The following is an 18058-nucleotide window of genomic DNA, read 5'->3' on the forward strand; positions in this document are numbered from 1 at the left end:
CGAGGCCAAGCCCGCACGGGCCGCCGGAGCCACCGCCGAACAGCGCCGGGCCCGGGTGAGCGCGGGGCTGGCCGATCTGGATACCTGGCTGACCGACCAGGTCCGGACCGGGCTGGCGCAGGCCGACCGGTCGATGGGGGCGTTCGAGAGGGTGGCCGCGCGCATGGTGGACGCGCAGGCTCCGGGCATCGCGTCAACCCTGCGGCAGTTACCCCTCGCCACCACGCATTCGGACTGGCCCCGGCTACTGGTCCGCGAATACGCGCGGCTGCATCTGCTCGCCACCGCGCATGCCCGGCTCGACAACCTCTCCCCCGCGCTGCGAGCGAGCGTGCGGACGCATATCGGCTATCCCACGCCCGCCGAGACCGTGCGCGCCGAGCCCGCCGTGCGCGATCGATGGCTGGTGCTGGGGGTGCGGACCACCGTCGAGGACGCGCTGTACACGCGCCGAGTGTGGTTGCGCGGCAGGGCATCCGGGCGCTGGGCATTGTTGGTCGACCATCACTACGGCAGTCCCGCCTTCCCCAATGACACACCGGCGCCGGGGTTCCAGGTGGATGCGAGCGTGCACTTCTATCCCGGCGCCGCGCCCCTGCGGGCCATGTGGGGCGCTCGCCACGAGGACATTCCGGAACCGTTCACGACGATCCCGCAGGCGGAACAGCCGAGCACCATCGCCGCGGCGCTGGCACAGCAGGCCGCCGCGCTGGGAGCCGATCCGTTCCTGCGTTCCTGGCCCATGCTGCTGGCCGAGGTCGTTCCGGTGCGGAGCGAAAAAGGCTGGTACGTCCTGGAATCCGGCGGTGACGCCTTGCCGGTGTCGATCGCCGAGGGGGAACCGTGGCGACTGCTCGGACTCTCGGGCGGACATCCGGTCACCGTGATCGGCGAGTGGACGGTGGACGGCCTGGTACCGGTGGCCGCCCTCGCCGCCGGGACCGTGGTGGATGTCGGTGTGGCAGCGGGGAATCCGATTCCGGTGCGGGGTGGCAGCGCGGACGGGGCGAGCACCGAGCTGGTGTCGGCGGCGCTGGTGGGGACCGCGCGGCGGCAGTCCGATCCGGCCGGGCTGGCGGCTCCGGTCGCGGCAGCGGCGGCGGGGCTGGGCGAGGATTCGGCCGCGGTCCTGCTGGAATCGGCCGCGCTGCAGGACTGTTTCGCGCGAGGCGGGGTGAGCGCGACCGTCGCCGAGGGCGGTGACACCGCGACCGACGACGAGCGGCCATTGCTGCCCGCCGCGGCGGGTGCGCGCCTGGGCGACCTGCTGCGCGACAACTCACCGTTCCTCGACGAATGGTTCCTGCTGGTCGGGCCGCGGGATTTCCGGGCTCCCGACGGGCTGGTCAGCTTCCTGCTGGATCGAGCGAAAGCCCTTGCCCCGCATCGGGAACCGCTGCTGCGGCTGGCGGGCGCGCGGGGTCGCTGGCTGGCGGCACAGCATCCGGGCTGGCGGTCGCTGGTGCGGGCGGCCGCCGAGGACGAGCAGGTCTGGTCGCACGGCCGGGCCGCCGAACGGCGGAGCTGGCTCACGCAATTGCGGCACCGCGATCCGGCCGCCGCGCGAGCGGCGCTGGCCGGGACCTGGGGCACCGAGTCCGGGCCCGGCAAGGCCGAACTGCTGGCCGTGCTGAGCGACGGGCTCTCCCTCGAGGACGAGGCGCTACTGGAGTCCGCGCTAGACGATCGGCGGGCCGAGGTGCGGCGGCTGGCGGCGGATCTGCTGGGGCGGCTACCGGATTCGGCCTTCGCGCGGCGCATGCGGGAGCGCGCCGGGGCCTGGCTGAGCTTCGGTCCGCACCTGGTGCGCCCGCAGCTGGTGACCACCGGGCCGGGGGTGCTCGACGACGCGGCCCGGCGTGACGGTGTCGGAGATTCGTTCGGGTACACCGCCTATCGCGCCGACGGCGCACCGGATCTGTCCGCCGAATGGCTGCACCGGGTGGTGGCGGGTACGCCGCTGTCGCATTGGGAGCGGATGCTCGGCTCGCCCGAGGAGGCGGTCCGGGTGTCCATGGCGCAGAGCGTGCGCGGCCCGATGTTCGCGGGCTGGACGGACGCGGCACTGGCACAACGTGATCCGGAGTGGGCGGCGGCCCTGTTCGGGGCGGTGTCGGGCACCAATGCCCGCGACACCGACACCGAGAAACTGCGTGAACTGTTCGCTTTGCAGCCCGAGGCCGCGCAGATCCGCCACCTGCGCGGGCTGGATTCCAGCTGGCTGGCCGAGATCGAATCCCTGTTGCGCGCCATGCCGCATCCGTGGCCCGGCCCGATGGCCGAACATGTGCTGCGGCTGCTGCTGGAGCGCGCGCAACTGTCCGCCGAGCGGCCCGGCGCGCCGAGCCTGGTGCCCGGCTCCTATCGGACGCTGTTCCGCGCGGCGTCCACCCACTTCCCGGTGCGGGTGGCCCCGGCGGTGGCCGCCGTCGCCCGGCAGTGCGCGGATGCCTACTGGGAGCAGGCTTTCGACCAGCTCTCCCATGACCTCATTGAACGCAAGACGATGCTCGAGGAGTTGCAGTGACCATGACTCAGGAACGGGACGCCCTGCTGCGCCCGCACGCCGAACAGGCCTTCGCCGACGAGCTGAAGGCGCTGGCCGCCGCCGACGATCGGCCGCGCCCGCCCTCCTGGAAGCTGTCGCCGTGGGCGGTGGTCACCTATCTGCTGGGTGGCACGCTGAGCGACGGGACCGTCATCACCCCCAAGTACGTGGGGCCGCGCCGGCTGATGGAGGTCGCGGTGGCGACCCTGGCCACCGATCGCGCGCTGCTGCTGATCGGCGTGCCCGGCACCGCGAAAACCTGGGTGTCGGAACATCTTTCGGCCGCCGTCGCCGGGCATTCCACGCTGCTGGTGCAGGGCACGTCCGGCACCGCGGAGGAGGCGATTCGGTACGGCTGGAACTATGCCCGGCTGCTGGCCGAGGGACCGAGCGAGGCCGCATTGGTGCCCTCGCCGATCATGACCGCCATGAAGGCCGGGTCAATCGCACGGCTCGAGGAGCTCACCCGCATTCCCTCCGACGTGCAGGACGCGCTGATCACGGTGCTGTCGGAGAAGACGCTGCCGGTGCCGGAACTGGGCATGGAGGTGCAAGCGGCCAAGGGCTTCAATGTGATCGCCACCGCCAATGACCGCGACCGCGGCGTCAACGAGCTGTCCTCCGCGCTGCGCCGCCGCTTCAATACCGTGGTGCTGCCGCTGCCCGCCGGAGAGGACGAAGAGGTCTCCATCGTCACCCGCCGCGTCGAACAGCTCGGCGTCGCACTGGAATTGCCGCCGGTGCCCGCCGCGGCCGAGGAGATCCGCCGGGTGGTGCGGGTGTTCCGCGAGCTGCGCTCGGGCATGACCGATGACGGGCGCACCAAGCTCAAGTCACCGTCGGGCACGCTGTCGACGGCCGAGGCGATCTCGGTGATCACCAACGGCCTGGCGCTGGCGGCGCACTTCGGGGACGGCGTGCTGCGGCCCACCGATATCGCGGGCGCCGTGCTGGGCGCGATCGTGAAGGACCCGGTCGCGGACCGGGTGGTGTGGACGGAATACCTGGAAGCCGTGGTACGGCAGCGCCCCGAGTGGGCCGACTTCTACCGGGCCTGCCGCGAGGCGAACGAATGACGGCCGCTGTCGAGGCGGAGGTGGCCGCCGACGCCACGGCGGCGGCCGAGACCCGGGTGTTCGGGATCCGCCATCACGGGCCCGGTTCGGCGCGGTCGCTGCGGCTGGCGCTGCAGCGGTTCCGGCCGGACGCCATTCTGATCGAGGGACCGGCCGATGCCGATCCGCTGGTCGGGTATCTGGCGGCCGAGGGGATGGAGCCGCCGGTCGCTCTGCTCGCCTACCAGCCCGACCTACCGGCCAAGGCCGCGTTCTGGCCGTTCGCGACGTTCTCGCCGGAGTGGGTGGCGTTGCGATACGCGACGGAAAACGGTGTGTCCGTGGGCTTCTGCGACCTGCCCGCGGCCGTCGCGCTGGCCGTCGAGGACGAGCCGGGCGATCGGACCGATCCGCTGGGCATCCTGGCCGCGGCGGCCGGATACGACGATGCCGAGCGCTGGTGGGACGCGATTGTCGAATCGTCCTCGGACGCGGACATCTTCGCGGCCGTGAACGAGGCGATGGGTGCGCTGCGCGAGCATGCCGAGACATCCGAATCCGTTGTCCCGGTGGAGGGGTCCGGGACAGCGGAGGACGAGCAGCCGTTCTCGGTCGAGTCGGCGCGGATCACCGTGGACGCGCACACGCTGCGACGAGAGGCGCAGATGCGGCAGGTGATGCGAAAGTCCTTGAAGGATGGCGCGAAACGGCTGGCCGTGGTGTGCGGCGCGTGGCATGCGCCCGCGCTGGAAGGCAAGCTGGGTCCGGCGGCCGCCGACGCCCGGCTGCTCAAGGGCATGCCCAAGGCGAAGGCCACGCTGACGTGGGTGCCGTGGACCCATTCGCGGTTGGCCAGCTCGTCCGGGTACGGAGCGGGCGTCACCTCGCCGGGCTGGTATCACCACCTGTTCACCGAGACCGAACAGCCGATCGCGCGGTGGCTGACCAAGGTGGCGGGGACGCTGCGGGCGCACGATCTGCCGGTGTCCAGTGCGCACATCATCGAATCCGTCCGGCTGGCAGAGACTCTCGCCACCCTGCGGGAGCGGCCGTTGGCCGGACTCTCGGAGGTCACCGAGGCCACCCGGGCGGTGCTGTGCGACGGGGACGAGACCATGCTGCGGCTGGTCAGCGCCGAACTGGTGGTCGGCGAGGCGCTGGGGACGGTGCCCGACGGCACGCCGACGGTACCGCTGGAGGCGGACCTGCGGGCGCAGATCAAGACGTTGCGGCTCAAGCAGCAGGCCCTGGAGAAGACCCTCGACCTGGATCTGCGCACCGACGGTGGGCTGGCGAGATCGCGTCTGCTGCACCGGCTTCGGCTGCTGGACATCGGGTGGGGGCGGCTGACCGACAGTCAGGTGCGCAATACCGGCACCTTCCGCGAGACGTGGACGCTGCGGTGGCGGCCGGAACTGGCGATCTCCATCGTCGAGGCGTCCCGCTGGGGCACCACCCTGCGGTCGGCGGCCGAGGCGAAGATCCTCGACCTCGCCGCCGACCCGGACGCGACGGTCGGCAAGGTGGCCAACGCGCTCGAGGAGGCATTGCTGGCCGACCTCGGCGGGGCCACCGACGGGCTGATCACGCGGCTGGAATCGGTGGCGGCGCTGGATCACGATGTGACGCATCTGATGTCGGCGCTGCCCGGGTTGCTGCGAATCGCGCGGTACGGCGATGTGCGCGGCACCGACAGTGCGGCGCTGACCAGGGTGGCGGACAGTCTGCTGGTGCGCAGTTGCGCCGGACTGCCCGGGGCGGTCACGGGTTTGGACAATGACGCGGCGGCCTCGTTGCGAACGCAGATCGACGCGGTGCATCTGGCGCTGTCCGCCCGCGACAACGAATGGGCCACGGGGACTTGGCTGTCGACCCTGTCCACGCTCGCCGATCGCGACGATGTGAACGGCGGGATCGTGGGACGCGCGGTGCGTCTGCTCTGCGATGCCGAACGCATCGACGGCGCGGAATCGGGGCGGCGACTATCGGCCGCGTTGTCGGTCGGCCGTACGGCTCCCGACAAGGCGGCATGGATCGACGGGTTCCTGGGCGGGCGTGGGCTTTTGCTGGTGCACGACCGAAACCTGTTGGCGCTCATCGATGATTGGCTGTGTGGACTCGACGAGGCGCAATTCGTGGCGACCCTGCCGCTGTTGCGGCGGACGTTCGGGGCGTTCGAGTCCGGGGAGCGGCAGGCCATCGGGCAGGCGGTACGGCACGGCGCGCCCGCGGCGACCGATGCGGGCGGCAGCGAATACGACACCGTGCGCGGCACTCTCGCCCTGACCGCCGCGCTCGAGATTCTGGGGGTTTCGGCATGAACGACATGGACGTGAACGAGATGGACGAGGCGCAGACCCGGCGCTGGCGGCTGGTGCTGGGCAGCGCGGGTGAGGCCGGGCTGGGCAGCGGGCTGGGCAGCGCCGACGATCAGGCCATGGATCGGGCGCTGGGCGCGCTCTACGACTCGGGCGGTCAGGGCGCGTCCGGGCGGCGGTCGGGCGGGCTCGGCGGGTCCGCACCGCAGGTGTCGCGGTGGCTCGGCGATATCCGGCACTACTTCCCGTCGACGGTGGTGGAGGTGATGCAGCGCGATGCGGTGGATCGGCTCAACCTCACCGAACTGCTGCTCGAACCCGAACTGCTGGAGGCGGTGGAGCCGGATGTGCATCTGGTCGGCACGCTGTTGAGCCTCAACCGGGTGATGCCCGAGACCACCAAGGCCACCGCCCGCATGGTGGTGGAGAAGGTGGTCAAGGAGATCGAACGCCGCATCGCGGCGCAGACCGTGGCGGCCGTGGGCGGGGCGCTCAACCGGGCGGCGCGGGTGTCGCGGCCCAAGCTGCGAGACATCGACTGGGACCGGACGATTCGCAAGAATCTGGCGAACTATCTGCCGGAACATCGCACCGTGGTGCCGGAGCGGCTGGTCGGCTACGGCCGCAAGGCGCAAGCGGTGAAACGCGATGTGGTGCTGGCCATCGACCAATCCGGGTCCATGGCGTCCAGCGTGGTTTACGCCTCGGTGTTCGGGGCGGTGCTGGCCTCCATGCGGTCACTGCGCACCTCGCTGGTCGTCTTCGACACCGCCGTCGTGGATCTCACCGAGAAGCTGTCCGATCCGGTGGAGGTGCTCTTCGGGACCCAGCTGGGCGGCGGCACCGATATCAATCGCGCCATCGCGTACTCACAGTCGCTCATCACCCGCCCGGCCGACTCGCTGTTCGTACTGATCTCGGATCTCTACGAGGGCGGGGTCCGCGCGGAGATGCTGCGGCGCATCCGGTCCATGAAGGAAGCGGGTGTGCAGGTCGTCGTGTTGCTGGCGCTGTCCGACGACGGCGCACCGGCCTACGACCGCGACAACGCGGCGGCGCTGACCGCATTGGGCGTGCCCGCCTTCGCGTGTACTCCGGATCGCTTCCCGGACCTGCTCGCGGTGGCGCTGGATCGCGGTGACGTGCAGGCTTGGGCGCATCGCAACGCGGGGTGATGCGGTATCGCAGGGCCAGGTAATGCGGTATCGCAGGGCAAGGTAATGCCAAGTCAGCGACAATTGAGCGTCGTCCAACGCTGATAGGCTGCCAGCGGATTTGGTCTCGTGGCAGATTTCGGGAAGAGGGTGCACGTTTTGCGCTCTGGTGATGTGTTCGCCGGTTACGTCATCGAACGCGAGCTCGGTCGTGGCGGCATGGGCTCCGTCTATCTGGCCAAGCATCCGCGGCTGCCGCGAATGACCGCGCTCAAGCTGCTCAATCAGGAGATGTTCTCCGACGACGAGATTCGCGCCCGCTTCATCCGCGAGGCGGATCTCGTCGCCCGGCTCGACCACCCGAACATCGTCACCGTGTACGACCGCGGTGACGAGGGTGAGCAGCTGTGGATCTCCATGCAGTTCATCGACGGCGTGAACGCCTCCTCGATCAGCCCGGGCAGCCTGCCGCCGCTGCGCGCGGTGCAGATCATCTCCGAGACCGCCAAGGCCCTCGATTACGCGCACGGCCTCAATGTCCTGCACCGGGATGTGAAGCCCGCCAATATCCTGCTGGCCCGCGCCTCCTCCAAGACCGGTTCCGGTGAGCGGGTCTACCTGACCGATTTCGGCATCGCCCGCCTGCGGGACGACACCGGCCATCTCACCCAGACCGGCACGGTGACCGCCACTCTCGCCTACGCCTCCCCCGAGCAGCTGACCGGCGCGACCCTGGACGGCCGCTCCGACCAGTACTCGCTGGCCTGCACCCTGTTCCAATTGCTCACCGGCGTAGTCCCGTTCGAGGGCACCAGCCCCGCCGCGGTCATCCGCGGCCACCTGCAGCAGCCGCCGCCCCCCGCCAGCCCGCGCCGCCAGGCCCTCCCGCCCAGCATCGACGCGGTCCTGACCAAGGCCCTGGCCAAACGCCCCGCCGACCGCTTCCGCTCCTGCGTCGAATTCGCCATCGCGGCCGAACGCGCCCTGTCGGCCCCGGTCGCTCCCCCGCGCCCGCCGACCCCCGCGCACCCGCAGCCGATCATCGCCCCGCGCCCGCCGACGCCGATCCGCCCGCAACCGATCATCCAGCAGCAGCCGGTGATCCAGCAGCAGCCGCACACCCCGACCCCGTCGACGCCCCGCCCGCAGGTGGGCCCGGTCCCGACCTACTCCACCCCGCCGCGCCCCGCCCCCTCCTACCCGAACCAGCCGGTCTCGACGCCCGCCTACCCGAATCAGCCCGCCCCGCAAACGTTCTCGAACCAGCAGACCTCCTACACCCCACCCCCGAGCTACCCGCCGCGCACCACCCCTCCCCCGAATTACGCTTCTCAGCAGAAGAATTCGAACACCACGGCCTGGCTCATCGCCGCGATCGTCGCCGTCCTGGTCGTCGTGATCATCGTGATCGCGATCATCGTCAAGAGCAGCAAATCCAAGGCCGACGCCCCGCAGTTCCCGGACACGGTCGTCACCCTGGCGCTGGCGCACGGCGAGTTCTGAGCGAATTTCCTCAGAGATCCCTTAGTCCACGCAGGTCACACGATTAAGACATCGCGTCTTAAATTGAGGTGTGAAGTTCAGGCAGAAGACTCAGGTTGTGGTTGGGCTCGGCGTCGCACTGGCGGTGGCGGGGCAGATGGCGCCCGCGTGGGCGGAGAACGACGCGGTGCCGGTCAATCCGTACATGTCGTCGGGCACTGTCAGCAATGCCCACGACGACTCGTACATGAGCAACTCGGTGGCGCATGCGGGGCCGCGGAGCGGGGATCTCGATGTGCGGCAGGTGTATATGGGCAAGCCGGAGTCGCCGATCGGGGCGTGCATGGCGACCATGTTCGACAGCAAGGGGAACATGTTCTCCGAATGCGCTGGGCCGCAGCGGGCTTGGCTGGTGTGGCTGGATCCGCACACGCTGGCCACCAAGGCCGAGTACGACCTGCCGACCGGTCCGGTGCCCGGGGTGTCGTATGTGTACCTGGACAACCAGGATCGGATCGTGGCCGCGACCGCGAATCGGTCGGTCGAGGTCATCGAGGCCGTCGAGGGGCCGCAGCCGGGGTTCCGCAAGGTGCGGGACTACGACCTGAGCGGCGTGCTGGCTCCGACCGACAAGATCGTCGGGGTGATGCCCGACTGGAGCGGGCGAATCTGGTTCGCCACCATGGGAAAGGGAAACCTCGCGGGCACCCAGGTCGGCAGCCAGGATGCCGTGGTGGGCACCATCGACCCGAATTCCGGTGCGATGCAATCGATGACCTTGCCGGGTGAGGCGGTCGGCAATTCGCTGGCGGCCGACGAGACCCAGGGCGTGTACCTGGCCACGGACAAAGCCATGTACCGGTTCCAGGCGGATGCCACCGGCGGACCGTCGATTTCGTGGCGGCAGGGCTACGAGAACGTCGGCGTGCACAAGCCCGGCCAGCAGAGCACCGGTACCGGGACGACGCCGGCGGTGATCGGCAGCGGATACGTCGCCATCACCGACAACGCGGATCCGATGAATGTGATGGTGTACCGCCGCGATACGGGCGCACAGGTCTGCAAGCAGCCGGTGTTCGACGCGCCTTCGGATCGGCTGCCCGATGGCGCGCCGGTGCGGTACGCGAGCGCCACGGAGAACTCGCTGGTGTCGGTGGACAACGGGTTGATCGTGGAGAACAACTACGGCACCCAGCTCGCGGTCGACGGCGGCAGCCGCGACAGCCGGTCGGGGGTCGCGCGCATCGATATCGCGCCGGGCGGGACCGGATGCTCGGTGGCGTGGACCAATGACGCCTCGGTGCCGTCGGTGGTGTCCAAGCACTCCTACGCGACCGGGCTGCTCTACACCTATACGCGCGAAGGCGATCCGGTCGGGCTGGGCACGTGGTACTTCACCGCCATCGACGCGGCCACCGGCAAGACCGTGTTCAAGACGAAGGCGGGCACCGGTCCAGGCTTCGACAGCACGTATTCGTCGATGACCATCGGCCCCGACGGGTCCGCCTACCTGGGCACCGATACGGGACTGCTCGGAGTGTTCGCCCGCTAGGTCAGGCGGGTCTGCCCAGCAGCACCGTGCCCATGGCGATGAGGTCGGCGGCGGTGCGGTGGATGCCCGCCACCCCCTGCCCCTCGCCGCGATCGTGCTGGGTCTCGAGATGTGCGAAGGCGCGGGCGGCGAGCACCACGAACAACGACAGGCGCTGCCGGATGAGCGCCGGATCATGGTCGGGCAGGGCCTTCGCCAGCAGCGGCCCGGCCTGCATCGCCCCCACGAAATGCGCCGCCCAGCGGGCCTCGATCAGACCAAGGCTCAGGTCGATGATCATGCGGTCGGTGAAGCGCGCGATCCAGCCGGGATACCCTGCGGCCGCGAGGGTTTCGGCGGCGGGCAGGATCAGCGCGGTCAGGATCTCCTCGACGGTGACGGTCGCCGGATCCAGTTCGGCGAGCATCTCGCGGCGGCGCTGCTCACCGCGTTCGGAGCGGGTGGTGATGATCGCCTCGAGCAGCCCGTCCTTGGTGCCGAAGTGGTACTGGGCCGCCGAGTTGTTGCGCTGCCCCGCGAGCACGCCCACCTGCCGCAACGACAGCGCCGCGAACCCGTGCTGTGCCACCAGCTGTTCCGCGGCGGCGATCATCAGGAGGCGGGCGTCTGCGCTCATGCCGCCACTGTACGAGGCGACCCGATCACGGCTTTCCGACGGTGAATCCGGGATGCTCACGGGCCGCGTCGCGGGCGGGTTCGAGCAGGTGGTCGGGCCCGTGCAGGGTCCAGATCACGGTGGAGGCGGTGGCCGGGTAGTTGTCGAACTGCTTCCAGATCTCGTCTTCGGTTGCGACGGTGAGGGTTTCGCGGACCACCGGGGAGGTGTCGACGGCGTGCGCGGTGAGGGTGCGACCGACGCGCAGTTCGAGATAACCACGCGGGCCGGTCTCGGATTTGCGGGCCGGGTGCGGGCTACCCGCGTAGGCGGCGGTCCCGATCCAGGTGCGCTGGTGGATGTGCCCGAGGGCCCAGTAGTCGTAGCCGCGGGCGTCGAGGACGGCCGAAGTGGTAGGGGCGCACGGGCGTCGGCTGCGTTCGCCGGTGAGGCTGGTGTGCAGCACGCCGATATCGGTGACGCCCGGCAGCGGCGCGGGATAGTCGGCGGCGAGGTCGCGATGCTCGTCGCGGGCTGCGATGGAACACGCGTGCACGGCGATGCCCAGGTCGGGCCAATGGTGGGTGGCGGGCGCGTCGACGGGCGCGATCCAGCAGCTCGGCGGCGTCCGAAGCTGCTGCGGCAGTGGCGATTCGGCGTCGTGATTGCCCCAGGCCAGCGCCACGGGAATGCCCGCGTCGTGGAGGTCGTCCAAGGCCCGCTGGGCGGCGGCGAGCACGCGCGGGTCAGCCTCGTGGCGGTCGAACAGGTCACCGGCGATGAGCACGCCGTCGTAACGCTCGGCCAGAATCCGTTGCCGCAGTGCGTCGAAGGCGTCGTAGGCGGTCTGCACCGGGTCGATGACCGGGCCGCCGGGGTACTCCGGTAGCGCACGCAGCCGGGCACCCAGGTGGATGTCGGCGAGGTGAGCCAGTCGGATCATCTACCCACCCGGTCGGTCACCCGGTGCCGCCACCATTCCAGCACCACCAGCACCGCGGTCGAGCTGAGCACCCCGATCACCGTCATGGCCATGGCCTCGGCCCGATGCCCCTGGTCGAACTGCCCGAGGATCCACGGCGACAGCAGCGGCAGCGACGACGGCCGGATCATCGAAGAGGCCACCACCTCGCGCACCCCGAGCAGGAAGGCCAGCAGCCAGCCCGCCACCAGACCGGGCATGAGCAGCGGAATCGTAATGCGCCGCAGAACCTGCCAGGTGCTCGCGCCCGCGGCGGCGGCCGCTTCCAGCAGCGTGTCGTCGATGGCGGCGTAGGCGGTCTTCACCTGTTGCAGCGCCATCGGCAGGGTGATGACCACGTAGGCGAGCACCACCATGCCGCGCGTGTTGTACGGCGTGACCGGCAGCCAGGGGGCGTTCCACAGGAAGATGAAGCCGATGACCAGCACGATGGTCGGCACGGTGTCGGGGGCCACGCCGAGCAGATCGACGCCGCGACGCAGCCCGGAGCCGGTGCGCGCCTCCGGATCCCGGCCGCGGCGCACGATCACCAGGGCGCACGCGACGGCCAGTACGGTGGTCACGGTGGCGGCCAGCAGCGCCAGTTCGACGCTGTTCTGCAATGCCTCCAGCCCGCGGCCGGGACGCAGCACCTTCGTGAAGTAGTCGAAGGTGAGGTTGTCCGGCGTCGGCGGCTTCGACCGCAGAATCGTCATGGCTCCCAACAGAATCGAGATGTAGGGCACGACGACCGATACCAGCAGCACGAGCGCGGGCCAGAGCATCGCCAGCCTGGTCAAGCCGCCGACCACGCTGGCTCGCCGGGTGGCGCGCCCGCCGAAACCCACCTCGCGGCGGCTCACCCACTGCTGCAAGCCCCACACGGTCATCCCCATGGCCAGCAGCAGGCTCGAAAACGCCGCGGCACGAGGGAAATTCAGCGGGTCGATGGTGACATTGCCGTAGATCTCCGACACCAACACCGGAAACCCGATTCGGTTGCCGAGGGTGACCGGCGTGCCGAATTCGCCCGCGGCCCGGATGAAGACGATCAGCGCGCCGAGCGCGTAGGTGGGCGTGAGCAGCGGGGCGACGATCAAGCGCAGCCGCTGCCCGGCCGAGGCCCCGGCCACCGCGGCCATCTCGTCGGCGCTGGCCGGAATGGTGTCGAGCCGGTTGCGCAGCAACAGGTACAGGAACGTGAAGATCTCGCACGCCATGATGGCGGCCATGCCGAACGGGGTCTCCACCGCCTCGCGCAGCACTGAGCCGAACGGGCCCAGCCAGCGTTCGGCGAGCCCGTTGACACGGGTGAAGTCCAGCCAGGCCATGGCGGCCACGTACGGCGGCGTCAGGAACGGCACCATGACGGCGATATCGATCCACCGATGCCGCCGCAGCGGCGTCCAGGACATGAGGAAGGCCAGCGGCGCGGCCATCACGGTCGCGATGACCACGACCAGCACGCCCAGCCACACGGTGTTGCCGAGGATGCGGAGGTTGGCGGGCCGGGTGAGCTGGCCCAGCGCCGACGGGCTGCCGTCGTATCCGGTGACCGCTCGGATGAGCACCGCCACCAGCGGCGCGGCCACCCCGACCAGCAGCAGGGCCAGCAACGCCCAAGCGCCGCCGCCCTTTCCGGGGCGGCGGGCCTTGCCGGGCCGGTCGGGCACGGCGGCCCGGTCCGGCCCGACGGGCTTGTCGAGCTCCAGGCTCACGCCGCGCCCAGGTAGCGCTTGGTGAATTCGGCGAGCACGTCGGCGCCGCTGGTCTTGACCTGGTCCCAGGTGAACGCGAGCTGCTTGACGTCCTCGAACTTGCGGGTCCCGTCGGCGACCGCCACATCCGGACGCGCCGGAATCATCTTGTGCGCGGCCGAGATCTGCTGCCCCTGCTGGGCGAACATGAAGTCCAGGAAGGCTTTCGCGGCGGCCGGGTTCTTGGAGTCCTTCAGGATGAACACCGGGCGCGGGGTGACGGTGGTGCCCGAGGACGGCGAGATCACCTGCAGCGGTTCACCCTTGGCGATGGCGTCGTAGGCGGAGTAGTCCACGCCACCCAGCACCACGGCATGCGATCCGGCGGTGACGTCGTCGAGGGCCGGGCCGTTGGCGCCGTGCACCGTCATGCCGTTGGCGAAGAGCTTGTCGAACAGCTCCCAGGTCTTGTCCTTGCCCCAGGCCGCGGTCATGGCGGCGATCAGGTCACGCGCGGTGCCGGATTCGCGGGGGTCGGGCATGACGACCTTGCCCTTGTAGTCGGGGCCGGTCAGGTCGGCCCAGTCCTGCGGCTTCGCCGAGATGGCCTTGGTATTGACCACCAGGGTCAGCGCGGAACCGTCGCGGCCGGTGAACAGGTCGCCCTTGCCCGCCCAGCCGTCGCGGATCTTGTCGGACTCGGCCGGGCGGTAGGCCAGGGCGCGGCCGTCGGCGGCGTACTTGGCGGCGGGCGTCCAGGACGCCAGGTAGGCGATGTCGGCCTGCGGGTTCGCCCATTCCGCATCGAGTTTGGCGGTGACCTTGCCGGTCTCGCCCGCGAAGACGTGCACCTTCACGCCGGACGCCTTGGTGAACGCGGACACCAGGTCGTCGGTGAGCTCCTGCGGGTTGGCCGAGTACAGGGTCAGCTCGCCGGACAGTCCGGCGGGAGCGGTCCAGGTGCTCGACACCTGCGCCTCCGACCTGTCGTCGGTGGCCGAGCCACAACCGGCGAGGACGAGCGCGGAGGCGAGCGCACCGGCGGCGAAGGCGCGTCGGGACAGAGTCATTTCGGGGATTCCTCTCGAAAAGGCTTGGCGGAAGAGAAGTTCAGGCGGCGGGCGTGAAGACGTCGTCCGCGCGCAAGGCGAGCCGCAGTTCGGTGCCGACGGCGTGGGCGCGCCGATCCGGCACGGTCCAGAGCCGGTCGACCCCGGCGATCTCGCAGTGCAGGTGATAGGCGCCGCCGGTGAACACCAGCGAGCGGACCGTCCCCGACACGGTCAGCTCCCCGGCTCCGGCGGGCGAATCACCCAGGACGCGAACGAATTCGGCCCGCACCCCGCCGCCGTCGGGCAGCGGATTGAAGGTGCCGACGAACTCGGCGACGAACAGATCGGCGGGCCGGTGGTAGAGCTCCTCCGGGCTGCCGTGCTGCAGGATGCGGCCCGCCCGCATCACCACGATGCGATCGGACAGGCTCATGGCCTCGGCCTGATCGTGGGTGACGAAGACGGTGGTCACTCCGAGTTCGGTGGTCAGCGCCCGGATCTCGGTGCGCAGTTGCTCGCGCAGCGCGGCGTCGAGCGCGGAGAGCGGCTCGTCCATCAGCAGCAGGCTCGGCCGCGCCACCAATGCGCGGGCGATGGCGACCCGCTGCTGCTGGCCGCCGGAGAGCTGATGCGGCATCTTCGCGGCGGCCCCGGCCAGGTCGACCCGGGCCAGCGCCTCACCGACGCGGCGCTCCGTCTCGGCGCGGTCGATCCCCGTGACCCGCAGTGGGAAGCCGACATTCGCGGCCACGGTCAGATGCGGCCACAGCGCCAGATCCTGGAACACCATGCCCAGCCCCCGCCGGCGCGGCGGCACGAACACGCCCCGCTCGACATCGCAGACCACATCGTCACCGAAGCTGATCCGCCCTTGCCGCGGCCGATCCAGCCCGGCCAGCAGCCGCAGCAGCGTGGATTTTCCGCAGCCGGAAGGCCCTAGGACGGACAGGAATTCACCCGGCTCGATCACCAGATCGGTGGGCAGCAAACCGGTTCCGTCCGGATAGGTACGGGTCAGATCCGCCAGGACCACCCGCGTCCCGATCCCCGCCCCAGCCACAGCAAACATGGCGGCTGACGCTATGCAGCGATTCTGTCCGATTCGGGCGTCCCGGGTGAACGTTCGGTGACAACTCGACCATTCACCCGGGCCCGTCGATCAGAGATCCGCGATGGCCGCCAACGGTGGGGTGCGTGCCGCGCGGATGGCGGGCCACAGGGCGGCCAGCACGCCGACCACGCCGGAGGCGATCAGCATCAGCACGATCTGACTCCAGGGGACCGCGATGGTCGCGATGCCGAACTCGGCGAGCGTCTTCAGGAAGCCGACGCCCAAGCCGATGCCGAGCACCACGCCGACCACCGCGCCGTAGACGGCGATCAGCATGGACTCCAGGTAGATGCTGCGCCGCACCTGCGGACGCTGCATGCCCACCGCGCGCAGCATGCCGATCTCGCGGCGGCGTTCCACCACCGACAGTGCGAGGGTGTTCACGATGCCGAGGATGGCGATGATGACGGCCAGCGCCAGCAGCGCGTAGAGGACGGCGAGCAGGGTGTCGATCTGCTTGCCCTGCGCGCCCTTGAAGTCGTTGCGATCCTCGACCTGCACGATGGCGAACGGGTCGACGGCCTTCTCCAGGTTGGTGCGCATGGTGGCCAGATTCGCGCCGGACTCCGCCTTCAACGCCACCAGGAAGCTGCTCTGGAAGTTGGGCGGAACGGCCTTCTCGTACAGGTTCATCGGGCCGACCAGCGCGCCCAGCAGCGTCGTGTCCTTGTACACGCCGACCACATTGACCTTGTACTTCTTGAAGTCGACGGTGTCGACGTTGACGCTGTCGCCGACCTTCCAGTTGTGGTCGGAGGCAAAGGTTTCCGACACCATCACGTCATCGTCGCCGAGCTTGTCGGTGCCATTTTGCATGTGGTAGTTCAGCACCGAGTTCATCGGCCCCTCGGGCACGGTCCCGATCACCTGCTTGCCGTCTACCTTGAGCGCGATGCCGTGGAAGGCCACCACGTCCTGCACCTGCGGCACGTTCTTGACCGCCGCGGTGGCGGCCAGCGGGACGCTGATGATGCCGCCGGGCGGACCGGCCAGCATGTAGTCGGCCTTCACACCCTTGTCGACCAGGTCGCCGATGCTGGCCTTGGCGGACGCGCCGAGCATGGCGATGGCCGAGACCAGCAGCAGGCCCAGGGTGAGCGCGAACGCCGTGGCGGCCGTGCGGTTCGGATTGCGGATCGCATTGCTGCGCGCCATCTTCCCGGTGGTCCCGAACGGCCGCACCAGCACGCCCAGCACCGTCAGCACCGGCTTGGACAGGGCGGGCGAGACCAGCAGCACCGCGAGGATCAGGCCCAGCGCGCCGAATCCGACCGTGCGCGCGGCATCGCCGCCGCTGCCCTGCGCGCCGATCACCGCCAGCACCACACCGGCGATGCCCAGCAGGACACCGAATCCGGGCCGCAGCCAACGCGAGCTGAGCACGGACTGCGCGCCGTCGGCCACGCCGGCGAGCTTCGCCTTGCGCAGGGTGGTCACCAGCCACTGCGCGGGCGAGCCCAGACGGCGGTCACCCGTGCTCGGCGCGGACGCCTCCCGCATGGCCTCGACCGGCGGTGTGGTCGCCGCGCGGCGCGCGGGGGCCCACGCGCTCACCATGGTCACCACCACGCCGATTGCCAGCGCGATCACGACCGTGCGCGGCTCCACCGACATGTGCCCGGCGGGGAGGCCGACGTTGAATGCCTTGAGCGCCGCGGAGATTCCGAAGGCCAGACCGATACCGCACAGCAGACCGATGGCGCTGCCGATCAATCCGATCAGGGCCGCCTCGGACACCACCGACCAGCCGACCTGGCGGCTGCTCGCGCCGACCGCGCGCAGCAGCGCCAGCTCCCGCAGGCGCTGCGTGACCAGCATCGAGAAGGTGTTGTAGATGATGAACGTGCCGACCAGCACCGCGATCGCGCCGAAGGCCAGCAGGAAGTAGTTGAGGAACTTCAGCCGATCGGCGATCTGCGCCTTCAGATCCGCTCGGACCTGATCGCCGTTCTGCACCTTGTCATCCGGGTACGCCTTGGCGATCTCGTCGCGCAGCGCGTTCGCGCTCACCCCGGGCTGCGCGGCGACATCGACGTAGGCGACATGCTTGCCGTCGGTGAACAGCTCGCGCGCCTGATCGGAGTCGAAGAGCAGGTTGATGAAACCGCCTGTGTCGGAGGCCAGATCGAAGATGCCGGTCACCGTGACATCGATATTGCCCTTGGACGGGATCAGCACCTTGGTCTTGTCGCCCACGTGCAATCCGGCCCGGTTCGCGCCGCCCTGGTTGATCGCGATGTCACCGGGCTTGCTCGGCGCGACGCCGTCGAGGAACTTGGTCGGCACGCCGACCGCCTTGTCCGGCGGCAGATACGAGTTGCCGACCGTGGGCGCGCCGCCGACCTGCACCGCCTTGCCGTCCGGCTTCAGCAGCACCACCGGGCCGTAGGTGGCGGGAGCGGCCGCGCGGACCCCGGGCAGCGCCGCGATCTTGTCGACGTCCGCGTACGGGATGCCCACCGACTGCTGATACGGATTGTCCAGGGACTGGCCCTCTTTGGGCTGCACCCGCACATCCACCCCGGCCGCCTGA

The 18058-nt window shown here is 70.0% G+C and carries 12 protein-coding genes; 6 read left to right on the top strand and 6 right to left on the bottom strand.

Annotation, left to right across the window (positions count from 1 at the left end):
* From ACWELQ_RS12790 to ACWELQ_RS12815, 6 genes are all read left to right on the top strand, one after another.
* Nucleotides 1-2527 (top strand): DUF5691 domain-containing protein (locus ACWELQ_RS12790; protein ID WP_452397188.1); only part of this gene is annotated, 2527 nt, incomplete at its 5' end.
* A gap of 2 nt (nt 2528-2529) precedes the next feature.
* Nucleotides 2530-3624, top strand: a complete 1095-nt coding sequence (locus ACWELQ_RS12795) for an ATP-binding protein (protein WP_452397189.1) — start codon at nt 2530-2532, stop codon at nt 3622-3624.
* Nucleotides 3621-5924: a DUF5682 family protein gene (locus tag ACWELQ_RS12800; protein WP_452397190.1), complete on the top strand. Its 2304-nt coding sequence runs from the start codon at nt 3621-3623 to the stop codon at nt 5922-5924. The genes ACWELQ_RS12795 and ACWELQ_RS12800 overlap by 4 nt, the downstream gene beginning before the upstream one ends.
* On the top strand, nt 5921-7096 hold the full coding sequence (locus ACWELQ_RS12805) for a VWA domain-containing protein (RefSeq protein ID WP_452397191.1): 1176 nt from the start codon (nt 5921-5923) through the stop codon (nt 7094-7096). Before ACWELQ_RS12800 ends, ACWELQ_RS12805 begins: the two co-directional genes overlap by 4 nt.
* A gap of 129 nt (nt 7097-7225) precedes the next feature.
* Entirely contained in the window at nt 7226-8578 is a 1353-nt protein-coding gene (locus ACWELQ_RS12810) for a serine/threonine-protein kinase (protein WP_452397192.1), read from the top strand.
* Between the two features lie 70 nt (nt 8579-8648).
* Nucleotides 8649-10109, top strand: a complete 1461-nt coding sequence (locus tag ACWELQ_RS12815; protein WP_452397193.1) for a hypothetical protein — start codon at nt 8649-8651, stop codon at nt 10107-10109.
* Nucleotide 10110: 1 nt separating this feature from the next.
* Here the strand turns inward: ACWELQ_RS12815 and ACWELQ_RS12820 are convergent, their stop codons facing one another.
* The 6 genes from ACWELQ_RS12820 to ACWELQ_RS12845 form a co-directional block, all read right to left on the bottom strand.
* Complete coding sequence (locus ACWELQ_RS12820; protein ID WP_452397194.1) at nt 10111-10725, bottom strand: TetR family transcriptional regulator; 615 nt, start codon at nt 10723-10725, stop codon at nt 10111-10113.
* A 25-nt stretch (nt 10726-10750) separates the two neighbouring features.
* On the bottom strand, nt 10751-11647 hold the full coding sequence (locus ACWELQ_RS12825) for a metallophosphoesterase family protein (RefSeq protein WP_452397195.1): 897 nt from the start codon (nt 11645-11647) through the stop codon (nt 10751-10753).
* Nucleotides 11644-13383: an ABC transporter permease gene (locus ACWELQ_RS12830; RefSeq protein WP_452397196.1), complete on the bottom strand. Its 1740-nt coding sequence runs from the start codon at nt 13381-13383 to the stop codon at nt 11644-11646. Before ACWELQ_RS12830 ends, ACWELQ_RS12825 begins: the two co-directional genes overlap by 4 nt.
* A complete protein-coding gene (locus ACWELQ_RS12835) occupies nt 13380-14432 on the bottom strand; it encodes an extracellular solute-binding protein (RefSeq protein WP_452397197.1) in 1053 nt (350 codons plus the stop codon). Before ACWELQ_RS12835 ends, ACWELQ_RS12830 begins: the two co-directional genes overlap by 4 nt.
* A 40-nt stretch (nt 14433-14472) precedes the next feature.
* Nucleotides 14473-15483, bottom strand: a complete 1011-nt coding sequence (locus tag ACWELQ_RS12840; protein WP_452397198.1) for an ABC transporter ATP-binding protein — start codon at nt 15481-15483, stop codon at nt 14473-14475.
* A gap of 90 nt (nt 15484-15573) precedes the next feature.
* Nucleotides 15574-18045: an ABC transporter permease gene (locus ACWELQ_RS12845; protein WP_452397199.1), complete on the bottom strand. Its 2472-nt coding sequence runs from the start codon at nt 18043-18045 to the stop codon at nt 15574-15576.
* Nucleotides 18046-18058: the final 13 nt, after the last annotated feature.

This window comes from Nocardia sp. NPDC004722 (assembly GCF_053601505.1).